This window comes from Kitasatospora sp. NPDC054939 (assembly GCF_053610105.1).
This window is the reverse complement of record NZ_JBSGXP010000002.1, coordinates 114,286-136,298: the sequence shown is the minus strand read 5'-3', so window position 1 is coordinate 136,298 and position 22,013 is coordinate 114,286. Positions and strand designations below refer to the sequence as shown.

General features: G+C 77.0%; 19 protein-coding genes. 15 read left to right on the top strand and 4 right to left on the bottom strand.

The window, feature by feature from the left end:
• Positions 1–111 precede the first annotated feature (111 nt).
• The 3 genes from ACWGB8_RS01345 to ACWGB8_RS01335 all read right to left on the bottom strand — a co-directional run bounded on the left by ACWGB8_RS01345 (position 112) and on the right by ACWGB8_RS01335 (position 2,703).
• Positions 112–1,362: an MBL fold metallo-hydrolase gene (locus tag ACWGB8_RS01345; protein WP_452209067.1), complete on the bottom strand. Its 1,251-nt coding sequence runs from the start codon at positions 1,360–1,362 to the stop codon at positions 112–114.
• A 289-nt stretch (positions 1,363–1,651) separates the two neighbouring features.
• Complete coding sequence (locus tag ACWGB8_RS01340; RefSeq protein ID WP_452209036.1) at positions 1,652–2,104, bottom strand: MaoC family dehydratase; 453 nt, start codon at positions 2,102–2,104, stop codon at positions 1,652–1,654.
• A gap of 164 nt (positions 2,105–2,268) precedes the next feature.
• A complete protein-coding gene (locus ACWGB8_RS01335; RefSeq protein WP_452209034.1) occupies positions 2,269–2,703 on the bottom strand; it encodes a pyridoxamine 5'-phosphate oxidase family protein in 435 nt (144 codons plus the stop codon).
• 200 nt (positions 2,704–2,903) lie between these two features.
• Between ACWGB8_RS01335 and ACWGB8_RS01330 the strand changes: the two genes are divergently transcribed.
• From ACWGB8_RS01330 to ACWGB8_RS01270, 13 genes are all read left to right on the top strand, one after another.
• On the top strand, positions 2,904–3,746 hold the full coding sequence (locus tag ACWGB8_RS01330; RefSeq protein WP_452209032.1) for a hypothetical protein: 843 nt from the start codon (positions 2,904–2,906) through the stop codon (positions 3,744–3,746).
• Positions 3,747–3,941: 195 nt separating this feature from the next.
• On the top strand, positions 3,942–4,511 hold the full coding sequence (locus ACWGB8_RS01325; RefSeq protein WP_452209030.1) for a hypothetical protein: 570 nt from the start codon (positions 3,942–3,944) through the stop codon (positions 4,509–4,511).
• Positions 4,512–4,555: 44 nt separating this feature from the next.
• Positions 4,556–5,455 carry a hypothetical protein gene (locus ACWGB8_RS01320; RefSeq protein WP_452209029.1) on the top strand — a complete coding sequence of 300 codons (900 nt, stop codon included), beginning with the start codon at positions 4,556–4,558 and terminating at the stop codon, positions 5,453–5,455.
• Positions 5,456–5,669: 214 nt separating this feature from the next.
• On the top strand, positions 5,670–6,482 hold the full coding sequence (locus tag ACWGB8_RS01315) for an SAF domain-containing protein (RefSeq protein WP_452209027.1): 813 nt from the start codon (positions 5,670–5,672) through the stop codon (positions 6,480–6,482).
• Entirely contained in the window at positions 6,482–7,927 is a 1,446-nt protein-coding gene (locus tag ACWGB8_RS01310; RefSeq protein ID WP_452209025.1) for a hypothetical protein, read from the top strand. Before ACWGB8_RS01315 ends, ACWGB8_RS01310 begins: the two co-directional genes overlap by 1 nt.
• Complete coding sequence (locus ACWGB8_RS01305) at positions 7,917–9,608, top strand: CpaF family protein (RefSeq protein ID WP_452209023.1); 1,692 nt, start codon at positions 7,917–7,919, stop codon at positions 9,606–9,608. The genes ACWGB8_RS01310 and ACWGB8_RS01305 overlap by 11 nt, the downstream gene beginning before the upstream one ends.
• The gene (locus ACWGB8_RS01300; protein WP_452209021.1) at positions 9,605–10,690 is read left to right on the top strand and encodes a type II secretion system F family protein; all 1,086 of its coding nucleotides are present in this window, start codon (positions 9,605–9,607) and stop codon (positions 10,688–10,690) included. Before ACWGB8_RS01305 ends, ACWGB8_RS01300 begins: the two co-directional genes overlap by 4 nt.
• Positions 10,687–11,565, top strand: coding sequence for a hypothetical protein (locus tag ACWGB8_RS01295; protein WP_452209019.1), 879 nt, complete (start codon positions 10,687–10,689; stop codon positions 11,563–11,565). The genes ACWGB8_RS01300 and ACWGB8_RS01295 overlap by 4 nt, the downstream gene beginning before the upstream one ends.
• 67 nt (positions 11,566–11,632) lie before the next feature.
• Entirely contained in the window at positions 11,633–11,902 is a 270-nt protein-coding gene (locus ACWGB8_RS01290; RefSeq protein ID WP_452209017.1) for a hypothetical protein, read from the top strand.
• 38 nt (positions 11,903–11,940) lie between these two features.
• On the top strand, positions 11,941–12,330 hold the full coding sequence (locus ACWGB8_RS01285; protein ID WP_452209015.1) for a TadE/TadG family type IV pilus assembly protein: 390 nt from the start codon (positions 11,941–11,943) through the stop codon (positions 12,328–12,330).
• Positions 12,331–12,458: 128 nt separating this feature from the next.
• Positions 12,459–12,857, top strand: a complete 399-nt coding sequence (locus ACWGB8_RS01280) for a TadE/TadG family type IV pilus assembly protein (protein ID WP_452209013.1) — start codon at positions 12,459–12,461, stop codon at positions 12,855–12,857.
• A gap of 624 nt (positions 12,858–13,481) precedes the next feature.
• The gene (locus ACWGB8_RS01275; RefSeq protein WP_452209011.1) at positions 13,482–13,631 is read left to right on the top strand and encodes a hypothetical protein; all 150 of its coding nucleotides are present in this window, start codon (positions 13,482–13,484) and stop codon (positions 13,629–13,631) included.
• Positions 13,631–17,743 carry a BTAD domain-containing putative transcriptional regulator gene (locus ACWGB8_RS01270; protein ID WP_452209010.1) on the top strand — a complete coding sequence of 1,371 codons (4,113 nt, stop codon included), beginning with the start codon at positions 13,631–13,633 and terminating at the stop codon, positions 17,741–17,743. The genes ACWGB8_RS01275 and ACWGB8_RS01270 overlap by 1 nt, the downstream gene beginning before the upstream one ends.
• A 99-nt stretch (positions 17,744–17,842) precedes the next feature.
• Here the strand turns inward: ACWGB8_RS01270 and ACWGB8_RS01265 are convergent, their stop codons facing one another.
• Positions 17,843–18,676 carry a hypothetical protein gene (locus tag ACWGB8_RS01265; RefSeq protein ID WP_452209008.1) on the bottom strand — a complete coding sequence of 278 codons (834 nt, stop codon included), beginning with the start codon at positions 18,674–18,676 and terminating at the stop codon, positions 17,843–17,845.
• A gap of 116 nt (positions 18,677–18,792) precedes the next feature.
• Between ACWGB8_RS01265 and ACWGB8_RS01260 the strand changes: the two genes are divergently transcribed.
• Both ACWGB8_RS01260 and ACWGB8_RS01255 read left to right on the top strand, forming a co-directional pair.
• Positions 18,793–19,740 carry a cupin domain-containing protein gene (locus tag ACWGB8_RS01260; RefSeq protein WP_452209006.1) on the top strand — a complete coding sequence of 316 codons (948 nt, stop codon included), beginning with the start codon at positions 18,793–18,795 and terminating at the stop codon, positions 19,738–19,740.
• A gap of 224 nt (positions 19,741–19,964) precedes the next feature.
• The gene (locus tag ACWGB8_RS01255; RefSeq protein ID WP_452209004.1) at positions 19,965–21,959 is read left to right on the top strand and encodes a hypothetical protein; all 1,995 of its coding nucleotides are present in this window, start codon (positions 19,965–19,967) and stop codon (positions 21,957–21,959) included.
• The last annotated feature ends 54 nt before the right edge of the window (positions 21,960–22,013 follow it).

Genomic DNA, 22,013 nt, shown 5'->3' with positions numbered 1-22,013 from the left:
CGGGGCGCGGAGGGCGGTACGGCGGGGGTGCTCGCCGTACCGCCCCCGGCGCTGAGCCGCGGGTTCGCCCGACCGGCCCGGTCCGGGCGGGTGCCGGTCGGGCCTGGCCGGTCAGACCGTGACGCCGTCGTCCTCGGCCGCCGCCGACTCGGGCCGCCGGCGCCCGCTGGGAGCCTCCTGCGCCGCGCCGGCCGCCCCGCCCGCCGCGCCGTCCGCCGCGCCGTCCCGGAGGTCCTGGACGAGGCCGTCCGGCACGAGCAGCTCCGCACCGCTCGGCGGCGCGGCCACCGCCCGCCACCAGAGCCGCAGGGCCGGCGGGTCGACCGGCTCGAACGGCAGGCCGGGGCGCGGCACCGCCAGCCGGGCGCCGAGCGCCTGCGCCGCCGCGACCACCCGCTCGGCAGGCTCCTCCCACGGGTGCGGCGCCAGGTTGAAGGTGCCCCAGTGGATCGGCAGCAGCAGCTCGCCGCCGAGGTCCAGATGGGCCCGCACGCCCTCCTCGGGCGTCATGTGCACCTCGGGCCAGTACGCGCTGTAGGCGCCGACCTGCATCATCGTCGCGTCGAACGGCCCCAGCCGGCGGCCGATCTCGGTGAAGCCCGGGAAGTAGCCGGTGTCCCCGCTGTGGAAGACCCGGTGGTCGGTGCCCGCCACCACCCAGGACGCCCAGAGGAACAGCGCGCTGGTCCGCGGACCGCGCGAGCAGTAGTGCCGGGCCGGGGTGGCGGTCAGTGTCAGCCCGGCGACCTCCGCCGACTCCCACCAGTCCAGCTCCACGATCCGCCCGGTCGGCACGCCCCAGTGCTCCAGGTGAGCGCCGACGCCCAGCGGGACGGCGAACACCGCCCCGGTGGCGTTCAGCGCCCGGATCGTCGCCATGTCCAGGTGGTCGTAGTGGTCGTGCGAGACCACCACCACGTCCACCGGTCCCAGGTCGGCGAGCGGGATCGGCGCGGGGTGCAGCCGCTTGGGCCCGGTCCAGCCGAACGGGGAGCAGCGCTCGCCCCACACCGGGTCGAACAGCACCCGGCGGCCCTCCAGCTCCGCCAGCACGGTGGCGTGGCCCAGCCAGGTCAGCCGCAGCCCCGACGCGGGCTCCGCGGCCAGTTCGGCGGGCAGCAGCCGGTGCAGCGGGACGGCGGCGGTGGGCACCCGGCGGTTGCGGTTGCCGGTCAGCTGCGCCCGGGTGATCTCCAGCGGGCTGCGCTCGTACACCAGGCGGCGGGTGGGCAGCGGGTTGCGGAAGGCCCCGTCGGCGAACTGCGGGGAGCGGCGGATCCGGTCCAGCCGGGCGCCCCGGGGGTCGGCGCCGAACGCGTCCGTCCGGACCCGGTGCCAGGCGGCGCGTGCCCGGCCGGCCAGTCGAGGGGGTGCGGTGGGCTGGGGGCTCGTACCGGCGAGTCGGGAGTACCAGGGGCTGGGCACGGCACCTCCAAGGACGCGGGGTTCCGGCCGCCGGACGGGGCGCGGCTGCCGGGGCATGCCGAGTCGCGTACCCGCGGCCGTGGGCCGAGTCGGTACGACGACCATCTCGTCGGAGGTTACTCGCTGTGCGCCGCCCGGACCCGGCGAGGGAGCCGCGGTGGGCCGTTCGGCGTACCCGGAGCGGTTCCCGGCGGCCCGGGCGGCGGTGGAGCGGGCCGGCCCCGGGTCAGGCGTAGAAGCGGGTGATGGTCTCCGCGACGCAGTGCGGCTTGGCGCTCTCCGCGCTGCCGATGGTGAACCGGACCACCACCTGCACCCCGCCCTGGACCTCGGTGGCCGACAGCAGCTCCGCGGTGGCCCGCACCGCCGTGCCGACCGGGACGGGCGCCGGGAAGCGCACCTTCTCCGAACCGTAGTTGAGCGCCATCCGCACGCCCTCGACGCTGTAGCACTCCTTGGCCAGCACCGGGATCATCGACAGCGTGAGGTAGCCGTGGGCGATCGTCGAGCCGAACGCGCTCTCCTTCGCCCGCTCCGGGTCGACGTGGATCCACTGGTGGTCCCCGGTGGCCTCGGCGAACAGGTCGATCCGCGGCTGCTCGATCGGGTGCCACTCGCTGGTGCCCAGCACGGTGCCGACGGCGGCGGTGAGGTCGGCGAGGGAGGCGAAGGCGGTCACGGCGTGCTCCTGGGTGTCGGGGACTCGGGGGCAGAGTATGCCTACTCGCAAGTCACTTGGGGAGGGGAGCACCGGACGGGCCGGCCGCCGGTCCTGGGTCCGGCCAGCCCGGGGGCGCCCCCGGAGCGCACAGGAGCGGCGCCCTGGAGTTCCGCCCGGGAGGTTCAGGGGGAGCGCTGCACCGTCCGCCCGAGCGGCAGCAGCCGGCGGCCGCTGACCAGCTCCGGGACCACCACCACGAACATCGGGTCCGGATCGCCCACCCACGGCCGGAGCCCCGAGCGCATCGCCCGCCGGTACTGCTCCGGGTCGCGCAGCACGTCCGCCCGGCCGTGCACCAGGACCGACCAGCCGGTCCTGGTCACCGGGTCCAGGACGTCGGCCTGGAAGGCGACCACCGTGCCGTCCAGGGCCCGGGCGGTGGCGCTGTCCCGCCGCACCGCCAGCACCAGCCGACCGTCCCGGTCGACCTCGAAGGAGACCGGCAGCACCGCCGGCAGCGCATGCTCGGTGTACACCACGCGCCCGACGGGCACGGTGCTGAGCAGCCGCAGGCACTCGTCCTCGCCCAGGGGCTCCACTCGGTCGTCACGGTCCATGGAGTCGATCGTGCCGCCCCGGGGGCGGGGCCGATAGGGCCCAACGTCCCTCGGCCGACGGGCCGGGAGCCCCGCCGCGGGCCGGGCGGGTTTCCGGGCGGCGGGCCCGCGGGGCGGTAGCCTGCCCCGCGGCGGCACGGCCCGCCGGCGGCGGAGAACGGCGGCGCCGGGGCGACCCCGGGCCGGCAAGGAGGGGGCGGGTGCGCATGGTCAGCAGCGGCGTGGATCTGGTGGTGATCGGGGCCGACGGCGGGCCCGACCGGGGGTACGGCGGCTCCGCCCGGGCGGCCGAGGGCGCCCGGCTGCTCGCCGACGCGCTGCCGGGCGGGTTCTTCGACACCGGCTCGGCGGGCTGCCGGGTGGCCGTCGTCCCGGCCGACGCCGACGCCAACACCATGCTCACCGCGGTCCGGGAGGCGGCGCTGCGGCCCGGGCGCTGGCTGGTGGTCTGCCTGGTCGGCCAGCTGGCCGCCGATCCGCGCGGCCGCCGGCTCGCGCTGGTCACCGGCGGTTCCACCGGCGACAACGCCTACCGGCGGGGGCTCGCCTGGGACTGGGTGGTGAGCGCGATGGTCCACGGCGACCAGGAGGAGGCCCTGCTGCTCGTCGACGCGGTGGCCGACCGCGACACCTGGGCCGCCCTGGAGCGCGGCGGCGGGGAGGACGGCGCGGGCGAGCTGCTCAGCTACTCCCGGGTGCCGCTCTGGGGCCGGGTCGGCCGCTTCACCCCCGGGCGGCGGGGCCGGGACGACGTCCTGCCGGGCGGCGAAGGATCGTTCAGCCGGGCGCTGGCCCTGGTGCTCCAGCAGGGCCTGCCGGGGGCGCCGGCCGCGGTGGGGCCGGTCGAGCTGCAGCCGGCCGTCGCGGGGTTGTGCGCCGAGGGCGCATCGGGGGCACGGCTGCTCGAACCCCCGCCGGGCGGGCGCCTGCTGATGCGCAATCGGGCCGCCGTTCGGGGTGCATTGGCCGGATTGTCGCTTTCCGAAGAACTGTTGGCGGTGCTGTGGCGGGAAAGTACCCCGACCGATCCGCCTTCCGCGTAAGGTCAGGGGGCCGGAGGTGTTGCCGAGCGGGGCGGGGTTGGCGAAGAATCGATCCCCGGGGGGCAGTACCGGCGGGACGGCGGATTTCTTCTGGCGACCACAGCCCACGAACGGGTCGGGTCGCAACGAGGTGGGGCTATGCGGCGGCACGGAATTGCGGTGCGCCCCGGGGTTGTCGGGGCGGGTGGGGCGGTATTGGCCCTGCTGTTCCTGAGTGCCTGTTCGGCCGATGACGGATCGTCGGCGGTCGACCGGCTGGGGACCGGTGGGACCGGTGCGGCCACCGTGGCGCCGGCGGTTCCCCCCGGCGGTTCCCGGGGCGGCAGCACGGTGCCCGCGAACGGGCCCGAAGGAGCGGCGGCCCGAGCCGCTCTGAGGACGTATCAGGACTGGTGGCAGGCCCAGGCGGAGGCTTTCGGCCGCTCGGATTCGGACGGATTGGCGCTGGAGGCGTACTCGTCCGGAAAGGCACTCGCCGGGACCCTCGTCAATCTGCAGCAGCTGCATGACTCCGATCTGGTGATGATCGGGGCTCCGCGGAATTCGCCCGTGGTGAAGGCCCTTGATCTGAAGGCGGATCCGCAGACGGCGGAGATCGAGGACTGCCTCGATGTGACCGGGTGGCATCAGGCCGATGCCGCCACGCGCGCGACAAAGGACCCGAAGCAGCGGCTGTCCCGGTACATCGTGACCGCTTCACTGCGAAAGTCCGAAGCTCGTTGGCTGATCTACGAGTTCAAGCGGGAGGTGGAGCGGACGTGTTGAAACCGATGGGGCGATTTGCGATCCGTGCGGCGCTGTTGGCGGGAATGCTGCTTTCCCCGGCGGCGCCCGCCTGGGCGGACGGGCCGACGTCGCCGCCGACGCCGGGTGGGGGCGGGGTGGTCGTCGACCACTGCGCCTTCGACATGATCTGCCAGGGCACCAACACCCCGGGCGGCACGCCCAAGCCGGGCGGTGGCGGTGGGGGCGGTGGTGGCGGCACGGGCCCGCAGGTGTGCAGCTGGAACGACCAGGTGTGGCCCTGCCACGACCCGGAGCTGGGCTGGTTCAGCAACGCGACCGGCTGCTACTACCTGCACCTGGACCCGCAGCCGCCGGCCGGCGACCCGGTCTGGGGCGGGCGCAACCCCTCCGAGGGGGCGATCTACGACGTCAACTGCAAGTTCACCGGAAACGGTGGGGGCGCCGCCGACCCGCAGTTCTTCGCCCAGCCGCCCGCCGGGCCGGCGCCCGCGGACCCGCGGCAGCTCGCCCAGTCGGCCTTCGACAGCATCCGCTTCCCCACGCCCGTCCCCGGCATCGCGCCCAAGGACCGGGCCGTGGTCGGGGTGCCGGTCTGGCTCTGGCTCGACCAGTCCCGGGGGGCCACCGTGCCCGCGCCCAGGACGGTCAGCAGCGGCGGCGTCTCGGTGACGGTCACCCCGCGCCTCAAGGAGGTCGTCTGGGACGTCGGCGAGGCCGTGGTGACCTGCAAGGTGCCGGGCACGCCGTACCGGGCCGAGTACGGTGCCAAGCCCTCTCCGGACTGCGGCTACGTCTTCAAGGCCGGCTCGGGCGCCGACCCCGACGGCACCTTCGCCGGGGGCGTCACCGTCCGCTGGACGGCCGAGGTGGACGTGACCGGCGCCGCCGACGTCGGCGACCTGGCCAAGAGCCTGCACACGGACTTCGGTGTACGGGTGGCCGAGGTTCAGGTGCTCAACTGACCGCCGCGGGCGGCGGCCCGGCCGCGCACCACCGGCCGGTTCCGCCGCCCGCGCGATCTGCCCGACGACCTGCGGGTTCGATTCGCACTTGGACGATCTGCACCACGAGCACGACCCCGCACGACGCGACCGACCCGCACGACGAGACGGCCGCGCTGACCTGTCCTGACGAGCTGTGAAAGGCCGGAACCCGGTGGAGAACCGTACGATCACGATGCCGGGGTCCACCGCACCCGAGCAGGGGCGCGGTGCGCCGCACGTCCCCGGGCGGACCCTGCGGGCGCGCCGCCGCCGGCCGGCCGTCCTGGCGATGTCGGTGGCGCTGATAGCCGCCGGCGGACTCGGCGGTGCGGTGCTCTACAACAGCACCGGCCAGCGGGTCGCCGTGCTCGCCCTGGCCCGCGACGTCCCCTACGGTCAGGTCCTCACCGAGGCGGACCTCGTGGTCGCCCGGATCGCGAGCGACCCGGCGCTCAAGCCGCTGTCGGCCTCCGACCGCACCGCCGCCGTCGGCATGCGGGCCACCACCGACCTGCGGCGCGGGGCGCTGCTGGTGAAGGCCGACCTCGCCAAGGAGCTGACGGTGCCCCCGGGGTACGGCGTCGTCGGCGTCTACGCCAAGCGCACCCAGCTGCCGGCCACCCGGCTGCAGGCCGGGGTGCCGGTCGTCGTGGTGTACACCCCCGAGGGCGGCGCCGCGCGGGCCGAGTCGATGCCGGCCACCGTCACCGCCGTCGGCAAGACCGACACCGACGGCAGCCAGGTCGTCGACGTGGCCGTGCCCACCGGGCGGGCGGACGCGCTGGCCGCCTGGGTGGCGAGCGGGCGGATCCAGGTCACCCTCGCCGCCCGCAGCGCCGGCGGCACGCCCGCGGTCGGCTCCGAGACCCCGGCCGCCGGCGCCGGCAGCCCCGCGGCGAGCCCGCAGTCGTCCGGTCCGGCCGCCCAGCCGGGGCAGCCCGCCGGGCAGACGCCGGGCCAGCCCCAGGCGACCGCGCCGTCGTCCGGCAGGGCGGGTGGTGCCTGATGGCGGTGATCGCGGTCGCCGGCGGCACCGGCGCACCGGGCGCGACCAGCACGGCCCTCGCCCTGCTGCTGGCCTGGCCGCTCCAGCCGGGCCGGCGGATCCTGCTCGTCGAGTGCGACCCCGACGGCGGCGCCGTCCTGGCCGGCGCCCTGGAGGGCCGCGTCGAGGCGGTGTACGGGCTGCGCAACCTGGCCGTGGCCGACCGGCGCGGCCTGCTCGGCCAGGCGCTCTGGGAGCAGCTGATCGACCTGTCGCCCGACGGCAGCGCCGAGCGGCTGTTGCTGCCCGGCCTGACCGACCCCACCCAGGCCCCCGGTCTCGCCTACACCTGGGAGCCGCTGATGGAGGTGCTGCACGGGCTGGAGCCGCAGGGCTACGACGTGCTCCTCGACCTCGGCCGCTCCGGCGCCACCGGCGCCAGCGCCGTGCTGGCCCGGCGGGCGGACGTGGTCGCCGCCACCGTGCGCACCACGCTGCGCGGGCTGAGTGCGGCCCGCCCCCGGCTGGCCGCCCTCGCCGAGGACCTGGCGTCCGCCGGGGCTGGGGCCGACTCCCTCGGGCTGCTGCTGGTCGCCGAGGGCCCGTACTCGGCCAACGAGGTCTCCCGGGAGTTCGGACTGCCGGTGCTCGGCCTGCTGCCGTACGCACCGCGCACCGCCCGCACCCTCTCGGACGGCGGGGACACCGCGGACCGCCGGTTCGTCCGCTCGGAGCTGATGCGAACGGCGCGCTCGGCGGCCGACGAGGCGCAGCTGATGGTGCGCCGGCGCCGGCAGCGGCTGGCGCCGACCGCACCGCCCGCCCCGGCGGCGGGGCAGCTGCCGCCGGGGTACCGGGCTTCGCAGGAGGACTGGACGGTGGCGCCGCCGCTGCGCGCCGGGCAGCCCGGCGCGGGGCAGGTCGGTGCCGGGCAGTCCGGCGGGGGGCCGCTCGGTGCGGGTCGGGCCGGTGCGGGTCGGGACGGCGGGCAGCAGGGCGCACCGCAGTACGCCCAGCCCCAGCCGGTCGCGCCCCACCCGACGGGTCCGCAGCCGATGGCACCCCCGCCGGTGGTGCCGCAGCCCGCGCCGCCGCGGCCGATGCCGCCGCAGTCCGTGGCCGCGCCGACCGTGCCCCAGCAGCCGGTGATCGTCACCGGGCCGGTGGCGCCCGCCGGGGCCTGGGGCCAGGCGTCCGGCGGCCCGGTTCCGGCCGGCCCGGTGACGGGCGGGTACCCGTCCGACGGGCGCCCGGCGGACGGCCTCCGGCCCGACGGCGTGTGGTCCGGCGACAGCCAGAGCGGCCAGGGGCAGGCGCCGTTCGCCGGCCTGGCCCCGCAGCCTGCCGCGCCCGCGCCGTTCCCGGCGCCCGCCCAGCCTCACGCGCAGCCACACGTCCGGCCTCATGCCCGTCCGTCGACCGACCAGCCCGAGACCGGCTACGGGGAGGTGCTCCGTGCGCGGTAGCCCCCTGCACGAGCGGCCGTCCGCCGACCCGGCGGCGCTGCCCTGGACCACGCCCCCGGCCGGCCCGGCCGGGGCCCCGGCGACCGGCCCGGTCCGACCCGGATCCGTCCACCCGCCCCAGGGCCACCCCCAGGCGTACCCCGGCCAGGTGCCCCCGGGCCAGGCGCACCCTCAGCCCCACCCCCAGACCGACCCGGGCCAGGACCGGCACGCGCTTGGTCACGCCGCCTCGGCCGTACCGACCGCGGTGCCCTCCCAGCTGCCCTCGCTGGACGTGCGCGGGGCGGGCGCCCGCCCCGCCGTCGACCCGCAGGTCGCCCGCGAGCTCAAGCGCCAGGTCGCGGCCGAACTCCACCAGCAGATCACCCGGCTGGCCGCCGGCACCGGGACGGAGCCGGACCGCGCCACCCGCCGCCAGCGCGGCCGGGCGCTGATCGAGGAGGCGGTCGCCCGCTGGTCCGACGCCTACGCCCAGACCCACGGCATCCCGCCCACCCGCGAGCAGGACCGCGCCCTCGCCGAGGCGGTCTTCGACCTGCTGTTCCGGGCCGGCCGGCTCCAGCCGTACCTCGACGACCCGGAGATCGAGAACATCCTGATCAACGGCTGCGACGACGTCTGGGTCTCCCGGGTGCACCAACCCCTGCGCCAGGTCCCGCCGGTGGCCGACAGCGACGCCGAACTGGTGGAGCTCCTCCAGGACCTCGCCCGCCAGCACGGCGGCGGCGAGCGCAGCCTCTCCACGGCCAGCCCCACCCTCGCGCTGCGCCTGGAGGGCGGGATGCGCCTGCAGGCTCTCACCGAGGTCACCCCGCGCCCGTACGTGGCGATCCGCCGCCACCGGGTGGCCTCCGCCACCCTCCCCGAGATGGTCGAACTCGGCACCCTGGACTCCACCCTGGCGGCCTTCCTGGGCGCCGCGATCCGGGCCCGGAAGAACGTCATGATCACCGGCACCCAGGGCGTCGGCAAGACCAGCCTGCTGCGGGCGATGGCCGCGGAGATCCCGCCGGACGAGCGGATCGGCACCCTGGAGTCCGAGTTCGAGCTCTGGCTGCACACCCTCGGCCACCTGCGCCAGGTCGTCCCGATGGAGGCCCGCGAGGGCAACGGCGAGCGCGTCGAGGGCCGGCCGGCCGGCGAACTCACCATCGGCGACCTCATTCCGGCCGCCCTCCGGATGACCCTCTCCCGGATCATCGTCGGAGAGGTCCGCTCCGGCGAGGTCGTCCCGATGCTGCGCGTGATGACCAACGGCGAGGGCGGCTCGATGTGCACCCTGCACGCCCGCGGCCCGCACATGGTCGTCGACCGCATCGCCGAACTCTGCCTGGAGTACGGCTCGCACATGACCGACGCGCTCGCCTACCGCCTCACCGCCAACGCCGTCGACCTGATCGTGCACGTCGCCATGGTCGACGAGACGGCGGTCGGCGGCCGGCGCCACCGCTTCGTCTCGCACGTCCTGGAGGTCGCCGGCCTCGGCGAGCACGGCCGGCCCGCGCTCAACACCGTCTTCGGCCCCCGCCCGGACCTCGGCGAGCCCAGGGCCGTTCCGCACACCCCGCCCAACTGCCTGGACGACCTGCGCCGGGCCGGGTTCGACGCCGCGCTGCTCGGCTCCCGGTACGGCAGTTGGACGGCCCCGCTGCAACTGCGGATCGGCGGTGGCGCCCGATGATGCTGCTCTTCGTCCTCTGCGGGCTCGCCGTCGCCGGCGGCCTGCTCGCCCTGGCGCTCTGGCTGCGCGGCGGCGACCCGGCCGCCGAGGAGCCGTCCGCGCCGAACCCGCTGGCCGGCCGCCTCCACGTGTTCTGGTACGGGGCGCCCGGCACCGCCTCGGCCCGGGTCGTGCGGCTGCGCCGCATCCAGGTGCCGCTGGCCCTCGTCGGCGGTCCGCTGGCCTGGCTGTTCACCGGTATCCCGCTCACCGCGCTGCTGGCACCGCTGGCCGCGTTCGGGGTGCCGTGGCTGTTCGACACCACCCGCTCCGACACCCACCGCATCGAACGGCTGGAGGCGCTCTCCGAGTGGACCCAGCGCATCGCGGACGTGCTGCTGCTCGGCGTCGGCCTCAACCAGGCCATCGTGACCAGCCGCCGCACCGCCCCCGCCGCCCTGGAGGACGAGATCGGCGAGCTCGCCGCCCGCATGCAGGCCCGCTGGCGCCCCGACGACGCACTGCGCGCCTTCGCCGACAGCCTCTCCGACGCCACCGCGGACAAGGTGCTCGCCGCGCTGCTCCTGCGGGCCGGCGACAGCGGCCCCGGCCTGGCCCGGGCGCTGTCCGACATGGCGGACTCGGTGCGCGAGGAGGTGCGCCAGCGCCGGGCCATCGAGGCCGACCGGGCCAAGCACCGCACCACCATCCGCTGGCTGGTGGGCATCATCACCCTGGTCGTGGTGGTCGGTTCGTTCAACGGCGGCTACACCGAGCCGTACAGCAGCGTGCTGGGGCAGATCGTGCTCGCGGTGATCGCCGCGCTGTTCGTCGCGGTGATCGCCTGGATGCGTGCGCTCGCGGCGCACCCGCCCGTACCGCGGCTGCTGGAGGCCGACCGGCGCAGCCGCACCGGCCGGCTGCGCCGCAGCGAGGCCGAGGCGGACGGTGAGCCGGGCGACCCGGCGTCCGGGGCCGGCGGGCCCGGCGGCTTGCGGCTGAGCGTCACCGGCCTCGCCGGCCGGGTCCCGGGCGGCCGCGGCTCCGCGGGCGACCGGTCCGGCGGGGGTCCGGCCGGCGGCCCGTTCGGGGAGGTCCGATGATCTCGCCGTGGTCCGTCCTGGCCGGCGGGGCCGCCGCGGGCGGCATCGCCCTGCTGATCTCCGAACTCCGGCCCGCGCCGCCCGACCTGGGCCAGGCGCTGGACCGGTTGCACCGCACCCCGGTCGACCGCCCGCTGGACCCGGACGAGCGCCCCCGGTGGTACGACCGGGTCGGTGAGCGCTCCCTCACGCTGCCCGGGGTCCGCATCCCGCAGCGCGAACTGGCGCTGATCGGCCGGACACCGTCGCGGTTCATGGCGCACAAGCTGCTGTTCGCCCTGCTCGGCCTGGTGCTGCCGGGGTACGCCGGGGCGCTCGCGGTGGTGCTCGACATCGGGCTGCCGTTCGCCGTGCCGCTGGTGCTCGGGCCGCTGCTCGGCGGGCTGCTCTGGTTCGTGCCCGACGCCATCGTGCGCGGTGAGGCCAAGGAGGCCCGCACCGAGTACCTGCACGGCATCGCCGCGTACCTCGAACTCGTCGCGCTGGAGCGGGCCGCCGACTGCGGGCCCGCCGAGGCGCTGCGCCGCGCCGCCACCGTGGGGCGCGGCACCGTCTTCCGCCGGATCAGGGACGCCCTGGACCGCGCGGCCACCGACCGGCTGCCGCCCTGGGAGGGCCTGGACGCGCTCGCCGTCGAGCTCGGACTGACCCCGCTGCAGGACGTCGCCGACATCATGCGGCTCTCCGGCACCGACGGGGCGGCCGTCTACGACACCCTGCGGGCCCGCGCCAAGGGCCTGCGCGGCGAACTGCTCGCCGAGGACCTCGCCCGGGCGAACTCCGACAGCGAGCGGATGGTCGCGCCGGGCGCCGCCCTGACCCTGCTGATGACCGCACTGATCGTCTTCCCCGCGCTGTACAAGATGCTCAACTGAGGGCCGATCGCGAGCAGTCGGCCCCGGCAGCACCAGTCCCGTCCTCACCACACACCACGGAGTCCCGATGATCCCTCGACCCACTCGCCTGGCCGGCCGGCTGCTGCTGCCGGTCCTGTTCCCCGTCCAGTTCGCCACGATGCTGTTCCACACCCGGGCCGACCGGCTCAAGGACGCCCGCAGCCGGGGCGACCGCGGGGCGATCAGCATCGAGCTGGCGCTCGCCATCATCGCCCTGGTCGTCGTGGCCGGAGCGGTGGCGGGGGCGCTGTACGTCCTGCGCGACAACGTCGTCGAGAAGGTCAAGAAGGACCCGATCGCACCGGCCGGCTCGTGACCCGTCGACCGCCCCGCCCCCGGCCCGACCAGGGGAGCATGAGCCTGAGCCTGGCCATCGTGTTCCCGGTCGTCCTCGCACTGGTGCTGCTCGTCGTCCAGGGCTCGATGTGGTGGTACCACCGCCAACTCGCGCTCACCGCCGCCCGCGAGGGCGCGGACGCGGGCCGGGTGCAGGGTCGATCGGGAGCCGGTGAGCAGGGCGAGGCGGTCAAGAACGAGGCGGCCCGCCGCCAGGCCGCGGACTTCCTCGCCCGGCAGGGCGTGAAGGAGTACAGCATCAGCCTCGACGGCAGCAACGCCGAGGTGGTCCGGGTGACGGTGCGGGTGACCACCCCGGGCCTGCTGCCCGGGGTCACCCCGGCGATCACCCAGCACGTCGAGGCGCCGCGCGAGCGGTTCGTGCCACCACCGGGGAGCGGCGCATGAGCGGCCGGTGGGGCGGCGGCCGGCTGCTTGGTCGGCTGCGTGGTCGGTGGCGCCCGGGTGCCTTCGGGCGGCGCGTCCGGCGCGGGCCGGGTACGCCGGGCGGGCGGTTCGGTCCGGACGGCGGCGGGGTGGCGATCGAAGCGGCCATCGTCGCCCCGGCCGTCGTGGCACTCGTCCTGGTGGCCGTCGCCGCCGGCCGGCTGCAGACCGCAGCCGGCACGGTGGAGGCGGCGGCCAGGTCCGCCGCCCGGACGGCCTCGCTGGCGCGCAGTGTCGACGGCATGGAGGACGCCGCCCGGGCCTCGGCGGCCGTCACCCTGAACCAGCAGGGCGTCAACTGCCGGGACCTGCACGTGGACCTGGCGCACGGCGAGCTCGACACCCCGGTGGGCCCGCTCGCCACCGTCACGGTGCGGATCACCTGCGGGGTGGGCCTGTCCGACCTGCTGTTCGGGCCGGGCATGCCGGTGACGCGGACGCTGGTCGGCGAGTTCACCTCGGTGCTCGACCGCTACCGGGGAACGTGACAAGTCCGGCCGCCCGGGCGGGGATTGGCGGCGGCCCGGGTGGGGGAGACGCAAGCGGAGGACGGCGCGGGCGGGGGCTGCGCGGTCGAACGGCTCGGCATTCGGGGGAGTGCGCGAGCGGGGAACGGCAGTGCGGCCGGGAGCAGCCGCAGGAGGAGCGGGAACGTGCGGGAGGGGGCGTGATGTCACTCGGCGAGAGACCGCCCGTGGCGGGTACGCGCGGCGCGGGTCCGGGCGGTGCGGGTCCGGGCGGTGCGGGCTCGGGCCGCACCGGTTCGGGGCGTGTCGGTGCGGTCGGCGCGGTTCGGGGTCGTCCGGTGGGGGAATCGGGCTCCGGCCCGCGCCCGTTCGGCCGGCGTCCGTCGGCGGGCGGCGGCGACCGCGGGGCCACCTCGATCTTCGTCGCGGTCTGCGCGAGCGCCCTGGTGTTCATCATCCTCCTGGTGGTCGACGCCGGCGGCCGGCTGCGGCTGGTGGAGCGGACCGACGGGCGCGCCCAGGAGGCCGCCCGGGTCGCCGGGCAGCAGCTCGACGAGGCCGCGCTGCTCCAGGGCAAGGGCTACGAGGTCAAGCGGGAGTACGCCCGGCAGGCCGCCGACAGCTTACGGGCTGGGCTCCGGGGCGGTGGACTTCTCGGAGGACGGCTCGGTCGTCACCATCACGGTGGAGGCGGACTTCAGGCCCGTGCTGCTGGCCGGGCTCGGCGGGACCAAGGTCAGGGGCAAGGGCAGTGCGACCCTCGTCCACGGAGTCAAGAAGGCGGAGACGGACTGATGGCCGCGCCACGTGCCAAGGAGCAGACCCGGCAGGGTACTTCGGCCGGAAACCCGGCCCCCGGCGGACGGCGGCGGGCCCCGGTGCCGCTACCGCCGCGCCGCAGAGGCCGGGCGGGTGCCGTGTTCACCGCGCTCGCCGCACTCGTCGCCCTGCTCGTCCTGCTGATCGGCGTGCCCGCCGTCCTGCTGTACGGCACCCAGGCGGTCGCCGGGATGGGTGAGGTCGCCCCCGAGGGCGTCGGCGAGCTGCTGACCAGCCCCGACGACGGGCGGCTCTTCCTCTGGCTGCTGGTCGGGGTGGGCTGGATCGGCTGGCTCTGCTTCGCGTTCTCCGTCCTGTTGGAGATCCCGGCGCAGCTGCGCGGCCGGATCGCCCGCCGGATCCCTGCGTTCGGCTGGAGCCAGCGGCTCGCCGCCGGCCTGGTCGGCTCGGTGCTCGTCCTGCTGCCGGTGGCCGGTTCGGCCTTCGCCGCCGCCCCCGAGCGGCCCCAGGCGGTCTCGGCCCCCGCCCAGCTCAACGCCGGTGCGGTGCGGGCCGCGCTGCCCGCCGCCGGACAGGTCGCCCCGGCCACGGCCCCGGCCGCCGACCAGCAGCCCACCTACACCGTGCGTGACAGCCGGCCGGCCGACAGCCTCTGGTCCATCGCCGAGCGGCAACTCGGCGGCGGGGAGCGCTGGGTGGAGATCGCCAAGCTGAACGACGGCCGGGTGATGGGCAGTTCGGGTATCCGTTTCGACGCGGACCGGCCGATCCAGCCCGGCTGGGAGCTGCTGATGCCCGCCGACGCGAAGCCGGACGAGGCCCGCAGCCAGCCGGCGCCCCAGCCCGCGCCGAACCCGGCCCCGAGTGCGGGCGGCCAGGGCGGCCAGACCGGTGGGCGGACGGTGACGGTCGGCGCCGGGGACAGCCTGTCGGCGATCGCCGAACGGGAGATGGGCGACGCGGAGGCGTGGCCGCAGCTCTACGAGGCCAACAAGGGCGTCGAGGCACCGGGCGGCACGCGGCTGACCGACCCGGACGTAGTGGTCCCGGGCATGGTGCTCACGGTGCCCGGTACGGCCCAGAGCCCCGCCCCAGCCCCAGCCCCTGCTCCCGCCCCTGCTCCCGCCCCTGCCCCCGCCCCGACCCCGGACGCGCAGCAGCCCGTCCCGCCGGCCCCCTCCGCGCCGCCCACCCAGGCGCCCGCCACCCCGGCCCCGGCCACCTCGGCCCCGGCCACCCCGGCGCCCGCCACCTCGGCCCCCGCCGCCGCACCCGCGGCACACGCCGAGGCCCCCAGCGACGACTACAGCGTCGCCCTCACGGCCTCCACCGTCGGCGTCCTGCTCGCCGCGATCATGGTCGGCACGGTCTCCCGCCGGCGCGGCAACCAGCTGCGTGCCCGGCGCCCCCGGCACCGGATCGCCATGCCGGGCGCCCACGCCGCCGCGTTCGAGGCCGAGCTGAAGGCCCGCCAGGACGACAGCGGGCTCGACCTGCTCGACCGGGCGCTGCGCACGATGGCCCGCAACACCGTCCGCGGGGGCAAGCGGCTGCCCGCCATCGTCGCGGCCCGGATCACCCCCGGCCGGACGGTCGAGCTGCACCTCTCCGGACCGGCCGCGCCCATCGCGCCGTTCCGCGCCGCGCACGCCCCCAACGTCTGGTGGTGCGCCCCCGATGCGGGTGAGCTGCTCTCCGCCTCGCAGGCCCGCAGGACCCCGGCGCCCTACCCGGCGCTGGTCACCCTCGGCTCCTCGCCCGACGGGTCGGTGGTGCTCGCCGACCTGGAGACCGTCCGGCTGATGCACCTGTCCGGCCACCCCGACGACGCCCGCGACGTGCTGCGGACCCTCGCCGTCGAACTCGCGCACAGCCCGCTCGCCGACCGGCTCCACCTGCACCTGGTCGACCTCGCCGGGGAACTGCCGATCAGCGGCCCCGCCGCCGAGCGCATCCACCGCCACGCCACGCTGGAGGAGGCGCTCACCGCCCTCGGCCCGCGCACCGCCAAGGCCCGCGCCACCCTGGTCGCCGCCGACGCCGGCAGCCCCCGGGACGCGCGCAGCCGGGGTCAGGCCGACGAGTCCTGGGTCCCCGAGATCGTGCTCTGCGCCCACCAGCCCGGCGGCGACCTGCCCGTCGAACTCGGCCGGCTGCTCGACGCCCGCCCGCGCACCTGCGTCGCCGTGATCACCCGCGCGCCCGAGCGCGGCACCGGCCCGGTCGCGCGCTGGACGCTGCCCAGCACCGGCCAGGCCACCATCCCCGGCCTCCACCTCACCCTGGAGCTCCAGCGCCTGACCGGCCCCCAGTACGAGCAGGTCGCCGAACTGCTGCGGGTCGCCGACGACCTCACCCAGCACCCGGCGCCCGCCTGGACCCTCGACGGCCCCGGGGCCGACCTGGAGCCGGCCGAACTGCCCAGCTCCGTCCCCGTCCTGGCGGCCGTGGGGGCGGGCGCCGGCCCGGGCGCGGCCGCGGAGCTCGGCGCCGGGGACGGCGCGGGCCCGCGCCTGCTCGCCCGGGTGATCGGCACGGGTGCCAGCCCCTTCGCGGGCGTCGACCCGGTGTCCCCGGCCGCCGCGCCGTCGGCCCGGCACAGCGTCAACGGCCTCGGCCGCCAGGCGAACACCCCGAGGGCGGACGCCACGGCGCCGGGCACCCCGGTCGCGGGCTCCCCGGTTGCGGGCCTGTCGGCCGTGGGCAGCCGGGCTGTGGGCCCGGCCACCCCGGACCCCGCCACTCCCGCCGGTTCGGGGCCCGCCGTCGGCAGGCCTGCCATCGCCGGGCCCGCCGCCGGGCCGGACGGTCCCGCGGCACACTTCCCCGGACCGGCCGCCCACGGCGCGTACGGCACGGGGCCGGCCGCCGGGCCGACCGTCGAGCCCGACGCGGACGACACCACGCAGAACCTGATGCTGCCCCCCGCACCCCTCCAGCCGGTCGTTCCGGCGGTCCGGTCCGTACCCGCGGTGCCGGCCGTACCCGCGGCGCCGGTCGAGCCGGTGCCGACGCACGACCCGGCCCCGGCGCCCACCGGCACCGACCCGCGGATCCCGGCCCGCCCGGAGCCCGCGCCCGAGCCCGCCGCCCCCGCGCCGCTCCCGGTGGCACCGGCCCCCGCGGAGCCGACGGCCGTCGAGCCCGCCGCCCCCGTGCTGCCCGCTCCCGCTCAGCCCGCTCAGCCCGCCCCGGCCGCCGGCGTACCGGGCCCCGTCGAACCGGGCCCCGTCGAACCGGCCCCCGTCGAACCGGCCGTCGAGCCCGGCCCCGCCGCCGTCGCACCGGTGGCCCGCACCACGTCGGGCCGCAGCGACAGCGACGACCTGCTCGCCATCCTCCGCTCCCCGGAGGCGCACGCCAGCCGCACTGCCCCCCGGGTCCGGCTGCTCGGCCCGGTGGACGTGGTCGGCGCCGCCGGCCCGTTCGAGGCCGCCGCCCAGCCCCGGCTGACCGAGCTCGCCGCCTACCTGGCGCTGCGCCCGGGCGCCGACCACGCGGCCCTCGACCACGACCTGCACCCCGGTGCGGCCCATCTGGAGCCGCATCCCACCGCGCCCGGGGCGCAGAGCCCGCTGCCGGCCAAGCTGGAGGACCTCGCCGCCTGGTTCGGCCGTTCGTCGGACGGCCGGGCGTTCCTGCCCACCAACTCGGCGGAGGGCTACACCTTCGCCCCGACCGTCACCTGCGACTGGGACGAGTTCCGCAGCCTCTACCGCCGCGGGATGCGCTCCACCAGTGCGACGGCCGACGCGGCGCTCGCCCACGCGCTCGCCCTGGTCCGCGGGGCACCGTTCGCCGAGGCGCCGCCGGCGGCGTACGGGTGGGCGGAGGCCGAGCGGCAGGACATGATCGCCGCGATCGTCGACACGGCGCACGAACTGGCCGCCCGCCGCCTGCAGTACGGCGACCACCGCAGCGCCGAGGCCGCCGTGTTCCGCGGGCTCGCCGTCGCGCCGGACGTCGAACTCCTGCACCGCGACCTGTTCTACGCCTACGCCTCGGCCGGCGCCCGGGACCAGCTGCTGCGCGCCGTCAACCGGCTGGACGCGCTCAGCCGCCGCACCGGACGCGAACTGGACGCCGACACGGTCGCGCTGCTGCGCGACCTGCTCGCGGGCTCCTGACGCCTGCGCAGGAAGTCGGCCCGTCCGACTTCCTGCGCAGCCCGGGCAGCCCCGCCACGTCGTACGGCTCCCGGACCCGGGCCCCGGGGACCCGGTGGCTCAGCCGTGCCACACCCCGGTCGGGGCGGTGGTCCGGACGTAGTCGGCGAAGTCGCGCGGCTCGCGGCCGAGCGCCTGCTGGACGCCGTCGGCGAGGTCGGCGAAGCGGTTCTCGGCGATCCAGCCGTAGAGCATGTTCAGCATGGCCGCGAAGTCCTCGGGCAGCCCCTTCCGCGCCGCGTACGCGGTGAACTCCTCGGGGGAGGCGGGCCGGTAGGAGACCTCCCGGCCGGTGGCGCGGGCGATCGTGTCGGCCACCTCGCCCAGGTGCAGCAGCCGCGGCCCGGTCAGCTCGTAGGCCCGCCCGGCGTGGCCGGGCCCGGTGAGCGCGGCCACGGCCACGTCGGCGATGTCGTTCACGTCGATGAACGGCTCCAGGCCGTCCCCGGTCGACATCACCACTTCGCCGTCCAGCACCTGCCCCCGGAAGAACGCCTCCTCGCTGAAGTTCTGCGCGAACCAGGCCGGCTTGAGCAGGGTCCACTCCGCGCCGGACTCCTTCACCGCGCGTTCGCAGGGGAGCTTCTCCTCGCCCTCGGCGGCCACCCAGTCGCGGTGCGAGAGCAGGACCAGCCGCTCCGTCCCGCCGGCCACGGCGAGCTTGCCGAAGGCGGCCAGTGAGGTTGCGGCGTCCGGGAGCAGGGAGTCGACCAGGTAGGCCGCGCCGATGCCGTCCAGCACCGGCTCCCAGGTGTTCGGGTCGGTCCAGTCGAAGCGGGCGGGGCCCCTGCGGGAGGCCACCCGTACCTCGTGCCCGCGCCGGCGGAGACCGGCGGCCACCCGGCGCCCCGTCTTGCCCGTACCACCCAGGACCAGAATCGGTTTCGTCGTCATACGGACAGTCAAACGGTGATCCACTGAGCCGCGGAATGGTCGATCCGCTCAAGCCGATGTCTCCGCGTCTCGCCGAACGGCCGCGCGACCGGATCCGCCGCGCCTAGACTCGTCCCATGGATCCGCTGGCGAGCCTCCTCCACGACGTGCGGTCCGACGGTGCCCTGTTCAGTCGGAACATCGTGTCCGCGCCCTGGTCGATCCGCTTCGCCGACGACACGCCGCTGGCCGTCGTCACCATGCTGCGCGGCACCGGCTGGGTGATCCCCGGGGACGCCCCGCCGGTGGCGGTCGGCCGCGGCGAGGTGGCCGTGGTGGTCGGGGCGGAGCCGTTCGCCGTCGCCGACGACCCCGGTGCGCAGGCGCCGCCGCTCTACGTGGTGCACCCCGACCGGTGCACGGCGGCCGACGGCGCGGACGTCAGCGACGACGTCATCCTCGGCCTGCGGACCTGCGGGCACGGCCCCGACGGGCCGACGGTGCTGCTGGCCGGCAGCTACCGGGTCCACGGCCGGGTCTCCGAACGGCTGCTCGGCGCGCTGCCCCGGGTGCTCGTGGTGCAGGACACCGGCCGGCTCGGCGCGGTCCTGGACCTCACCGACGGGGAGATCAGCCGCGACGACCCCGGCCAACAGGCCGTGCTGGACCGGCTGCTGGACCTCCTGCTGCTCGCCACCCTGCGGGAGTGGTTCACCCGCCCGGAGGCCGACCCGCCCGCCTGGTACCGGGCGCTCGGCGACCCCGTCGCGGGCCGGGCGCTGCGGCTGATCCACGACCGGCCCGCCCGCCCGTGGACGGTGGCCACCCTCGCCGAGGAGACCGGGGTGTCACGGGCAACGCTGGCCCGGCGCTTCGGCGAGCTCGTGGGCGAACCGCCGATGGCCTATCTGACGGGCTGGCGGCTGGCCCTGGCGGCCGACCTGCTGGGGCGCTCCGACGCCACCGTCGACGCGATCGCCCGTCAGGTCGGGTACGGCAGCGCCTTCGGACTGAGCGTGGCCTTCAAACGGGTGTACGGGACCCGGCCGAGCGAACACCGGGCGAACGCCCGCGCGGCGGGGTGACGGCGCCCGCCGAACGGAGCGCGGCCGGAGGGCGACCCGGCCTGGCTCGGGTACGGCGGGACACCGTAGGGTGGCGCGCACGGGTGTGGTGCAGTCACCACGAGCTAGTAGGCAGCAGACGCCGGGCAGTCGGCGGGGCGGGGCGGTGACCAGAGATGGCGGGAGCGACGGCTGTCCCGGGGAGCGCCGGTCCGGACGGGCCCGACCGCGGGCCGCAGGACGCCGTGCCGGGACCGTTCGACGCGGCGGCGCCGCCGCGCAACCCGTACGAGGAGCACACCCCGGGCCCGGCCGCGCTGTACGAGCCGACGCCGTCCACCGGCTGGACCCTCACCGGGATGCCCGTCGTGGCACCGCCCCCGGCCGCCCCGCCCGCGGCGCCCGCCGTCCCGCCGGCGCCCGTAAGCGCGGCACCCCAGCCCCAGGCGCCGCACGCTCCTCAGGCGCCGCACGCCCCCCAGTCCGCGCACGCCGGGGCCGCCTCCGCCGGCGCCTTCGCCCCGGCGGCCCGCGGACGGATCCTGGTGGTCGAGGGCGGCTACGGCAGCTCGGGCCGGCGCACCTGGGGCCGCGGCGGCCCTAGCCAGGCGCCGGTGCTGTCGGCGATGCTGGCCGCCGTCTCCCCGCAGGTGCTGCTGGCCGCCGAGTCCGTGGACGCCGTCCACCTGCCCGGAGCCAGCGACCCGCACACCGTCCTCGCCCACCTGCGGGCCGCCGCCCGGCACCCCGGGCCGCTGCTGGTCCACCTCGGCGGGCACCTGCTCGCGGACAAGCGCAGCGGGCAGTTCCACCTCACCCTGCGGGACTCCAAGCCGGGCAGCGTCCGCCAGGACGGCCTGGCCTGGCAGGCGCTCGCCGACGAGCTGAGGCACCGTCCGGCCGACTGGCAGACCCTGGTGATCGCCGACCTGAGTGCCGATCAGCACGCCTTCCCGCTGTTGCAGGGCACGGTGTCGCCGCTGACCGACGGCGTCCCGCTGTGGGCCGTGGTCAGCCCGGACCCGGAACAGATCGGCACCTTCACCCGGGCGCTGATCGAGGCCCTGCACGGCGGCCGGCCCGGCGTGGACGCCGTGCTCACCCCCGAGCAGCTGCGCCAGCAGGTCTACTCGGTGCTCCGGCCCGACGTGGTCATCCTGGCCACCCACGCGCCCGACCGGCCGATCTTCCGCAACACCGCGCGCCGCAAGGACGGGCCGTCGCTGGACAACGTGCCCTTCGAGGGACCGCGGCCCTCGGCGGTGCTGCCCCGGCCGGCCGCCCCGCGCCCCGCAGCAGCCGCCGCCGCGCGCTCGGTGATGCTGGACAAGCCGCCGGCGCCGGCCGAGCCGACCTCGATCCGGGCCGCCCAGGCCCAGGCGCAGGCCCGTGCGCAGGCGCAGGCCCCGCTCCACGGGGCTGCCGGGGTGGTCGCCGCCGTCCCGCCGGTGCCGGTCAGCCTGGTGAAGGCCGGCGTGCCGCCGACGCCCCCGCGCCCGCCCCAGCCGGTCAGCCTGCTGAAGGCGGCCGCGACGGGTCGGCGCGTCGAGCTGGCGAAGTCCGCCCCGCCCGCAGCCGCCCCGACCTTCGCGACCGCGACCCCCACGGACCCGACCCCCACCGACCCGGCGCCCGCGGACCCGGCGCCCGCGGACCCGGCGCCCGCGGACCCGGCGCCCGCGGACCCGGCGCCCGCGGACCCGGCGCCCGCGGACCCGACTGCCGCGGACCCGACTGCCACCGGCCAGACCCCCGTCGACGGGGCTGCCGGGGAGGCCGGGGCCCCCCGGGAGGCCGAGCTGCTCGGCAACTACCGCGAGGTCATCGGCCGGATCGTCCGCAGCGCCGACGCGGGCGACCACGCCGCCGCGACCGACCTGGCGTTCGCGCTGGAGCTGGAGGCGCTGGCCGCGCACGGCGACGCGTCCGCGCCGGTGCTGCAGGTGCGCCAGGTGCGGGCGCACGTCTGCCGGCTGGCCGGGAAGGTGACCGAGGCCGCGGAGATCTACCGCGAGGTGGCGCTGACGCTGCTGCGCGCGAAGGGCGCGGACGATCCGGAGACCCAGCAGGCGGCCACCAACGCGGAGGCGTGCTGGCGGGCCGTCGGCGACCGCACCGAGGCGATCCGGATCGCACCGGAGATCATCGAGCTGCGCGCCTACCTGCCGGGCCCGGACGGCCGCAAGCTGCGCGCCGCCGAGCGCTACCTGCTCCAACTCGCCGCCGCCGACCGGGCCTGAGCGCCCGGCGCCCCGGGCGCACGGCTGCGCCGGGGCCGGACCGGCCGACTCCGG

What these genes read in the sequence shown, in the direction of transcription:
- ACWGB8_RS01290 (WP_452209017.1), top strand. Translation starts at nt 11,633, where the DNA reads ATGATCCCTCGACCCACTCGCCTGGCCGGCCGGCTGCTGCTGCCGGTC.
- ACWGB8_RS01310 (WP_452209025.1), top strand. Translation starts at nt 6,482, where the DNA reads ATGGCGGTGATCGCGGTCGCCGGCGGCACCGGCGCACCGGGCGCGACC.
- ACWGB8_RS01300 (WP_452209021.1), top strand. Translation starts at nt 9,605, where the DNA reads ATGATGCTGCTCTTCGTCCTCTGCGGGCTCGCCGTCGCCGGCGGCCTG.
- ACWGB8_RS01285 (WP_452209015.1), top strand. Translation starts at nt 11,941, where the DNA reads ATGAGCCTGAGCCTGGCCATCGTGTTCCCGGTCGTCCTCGCACTGGTG.
- ACWGB8_RS01265 (WP_452209008.1), bottom strand. Translation starts at nt 18,676, where the DNA reads ATGACGACGAAACCGATTCTGGTCCTGGGTGGTACGGGCAAGACGGGG.
- ACWGB8_RS01335 (WP_452209034.1), bottom strand. Translation starts at nt 2,703, where the DNA reads ATGGACCGTGACGACCGAGTGGAGCCCCTGGGCGAGGACGAGTGCCTG.
- ACWGB8_RS01295 (WP_452209019.1), top strand. Translation starts at nt 10,687, where the DNA reads ATGATCTCGCCGTGGTCCGTCCTGGCCGGCGGGGCCGCCGCGGGCGGC.
- ACWGB8_RS01270 (WP_452209010.1), top strand. Translation starts at nt 13,631, where the DNA reads ATGGCCGCGCCACGTGCCAAGGAGCAGACCCGGCAGGGTACTTCGGCC.
- ACWGB8_RS01260 (WP_452209006.1), top strand. Translation starts at nt 18,793, where the DNA reads ATGGATCCGCTGGCGAGCCTCCTCCACGACGTGCGGTCCGACGGTGCC.
- ACWGB8_RS01315 (WP_452209027.1), top strand. Translation starts at nt 5,670, where the DNA reads ATGCCGGGGTCCACCGCACCCGAGCAGGGGCGCGGTGCGCCGCACGTC.
- ACWGB8_RS01320 (WP_452209029.1), top strand. Translation starts at nt 4,556, where the DNA reads ATGCTGCTTTCCCCGGCGGCGCCCGCCTGGGCGGACGGGCCGACGTCG.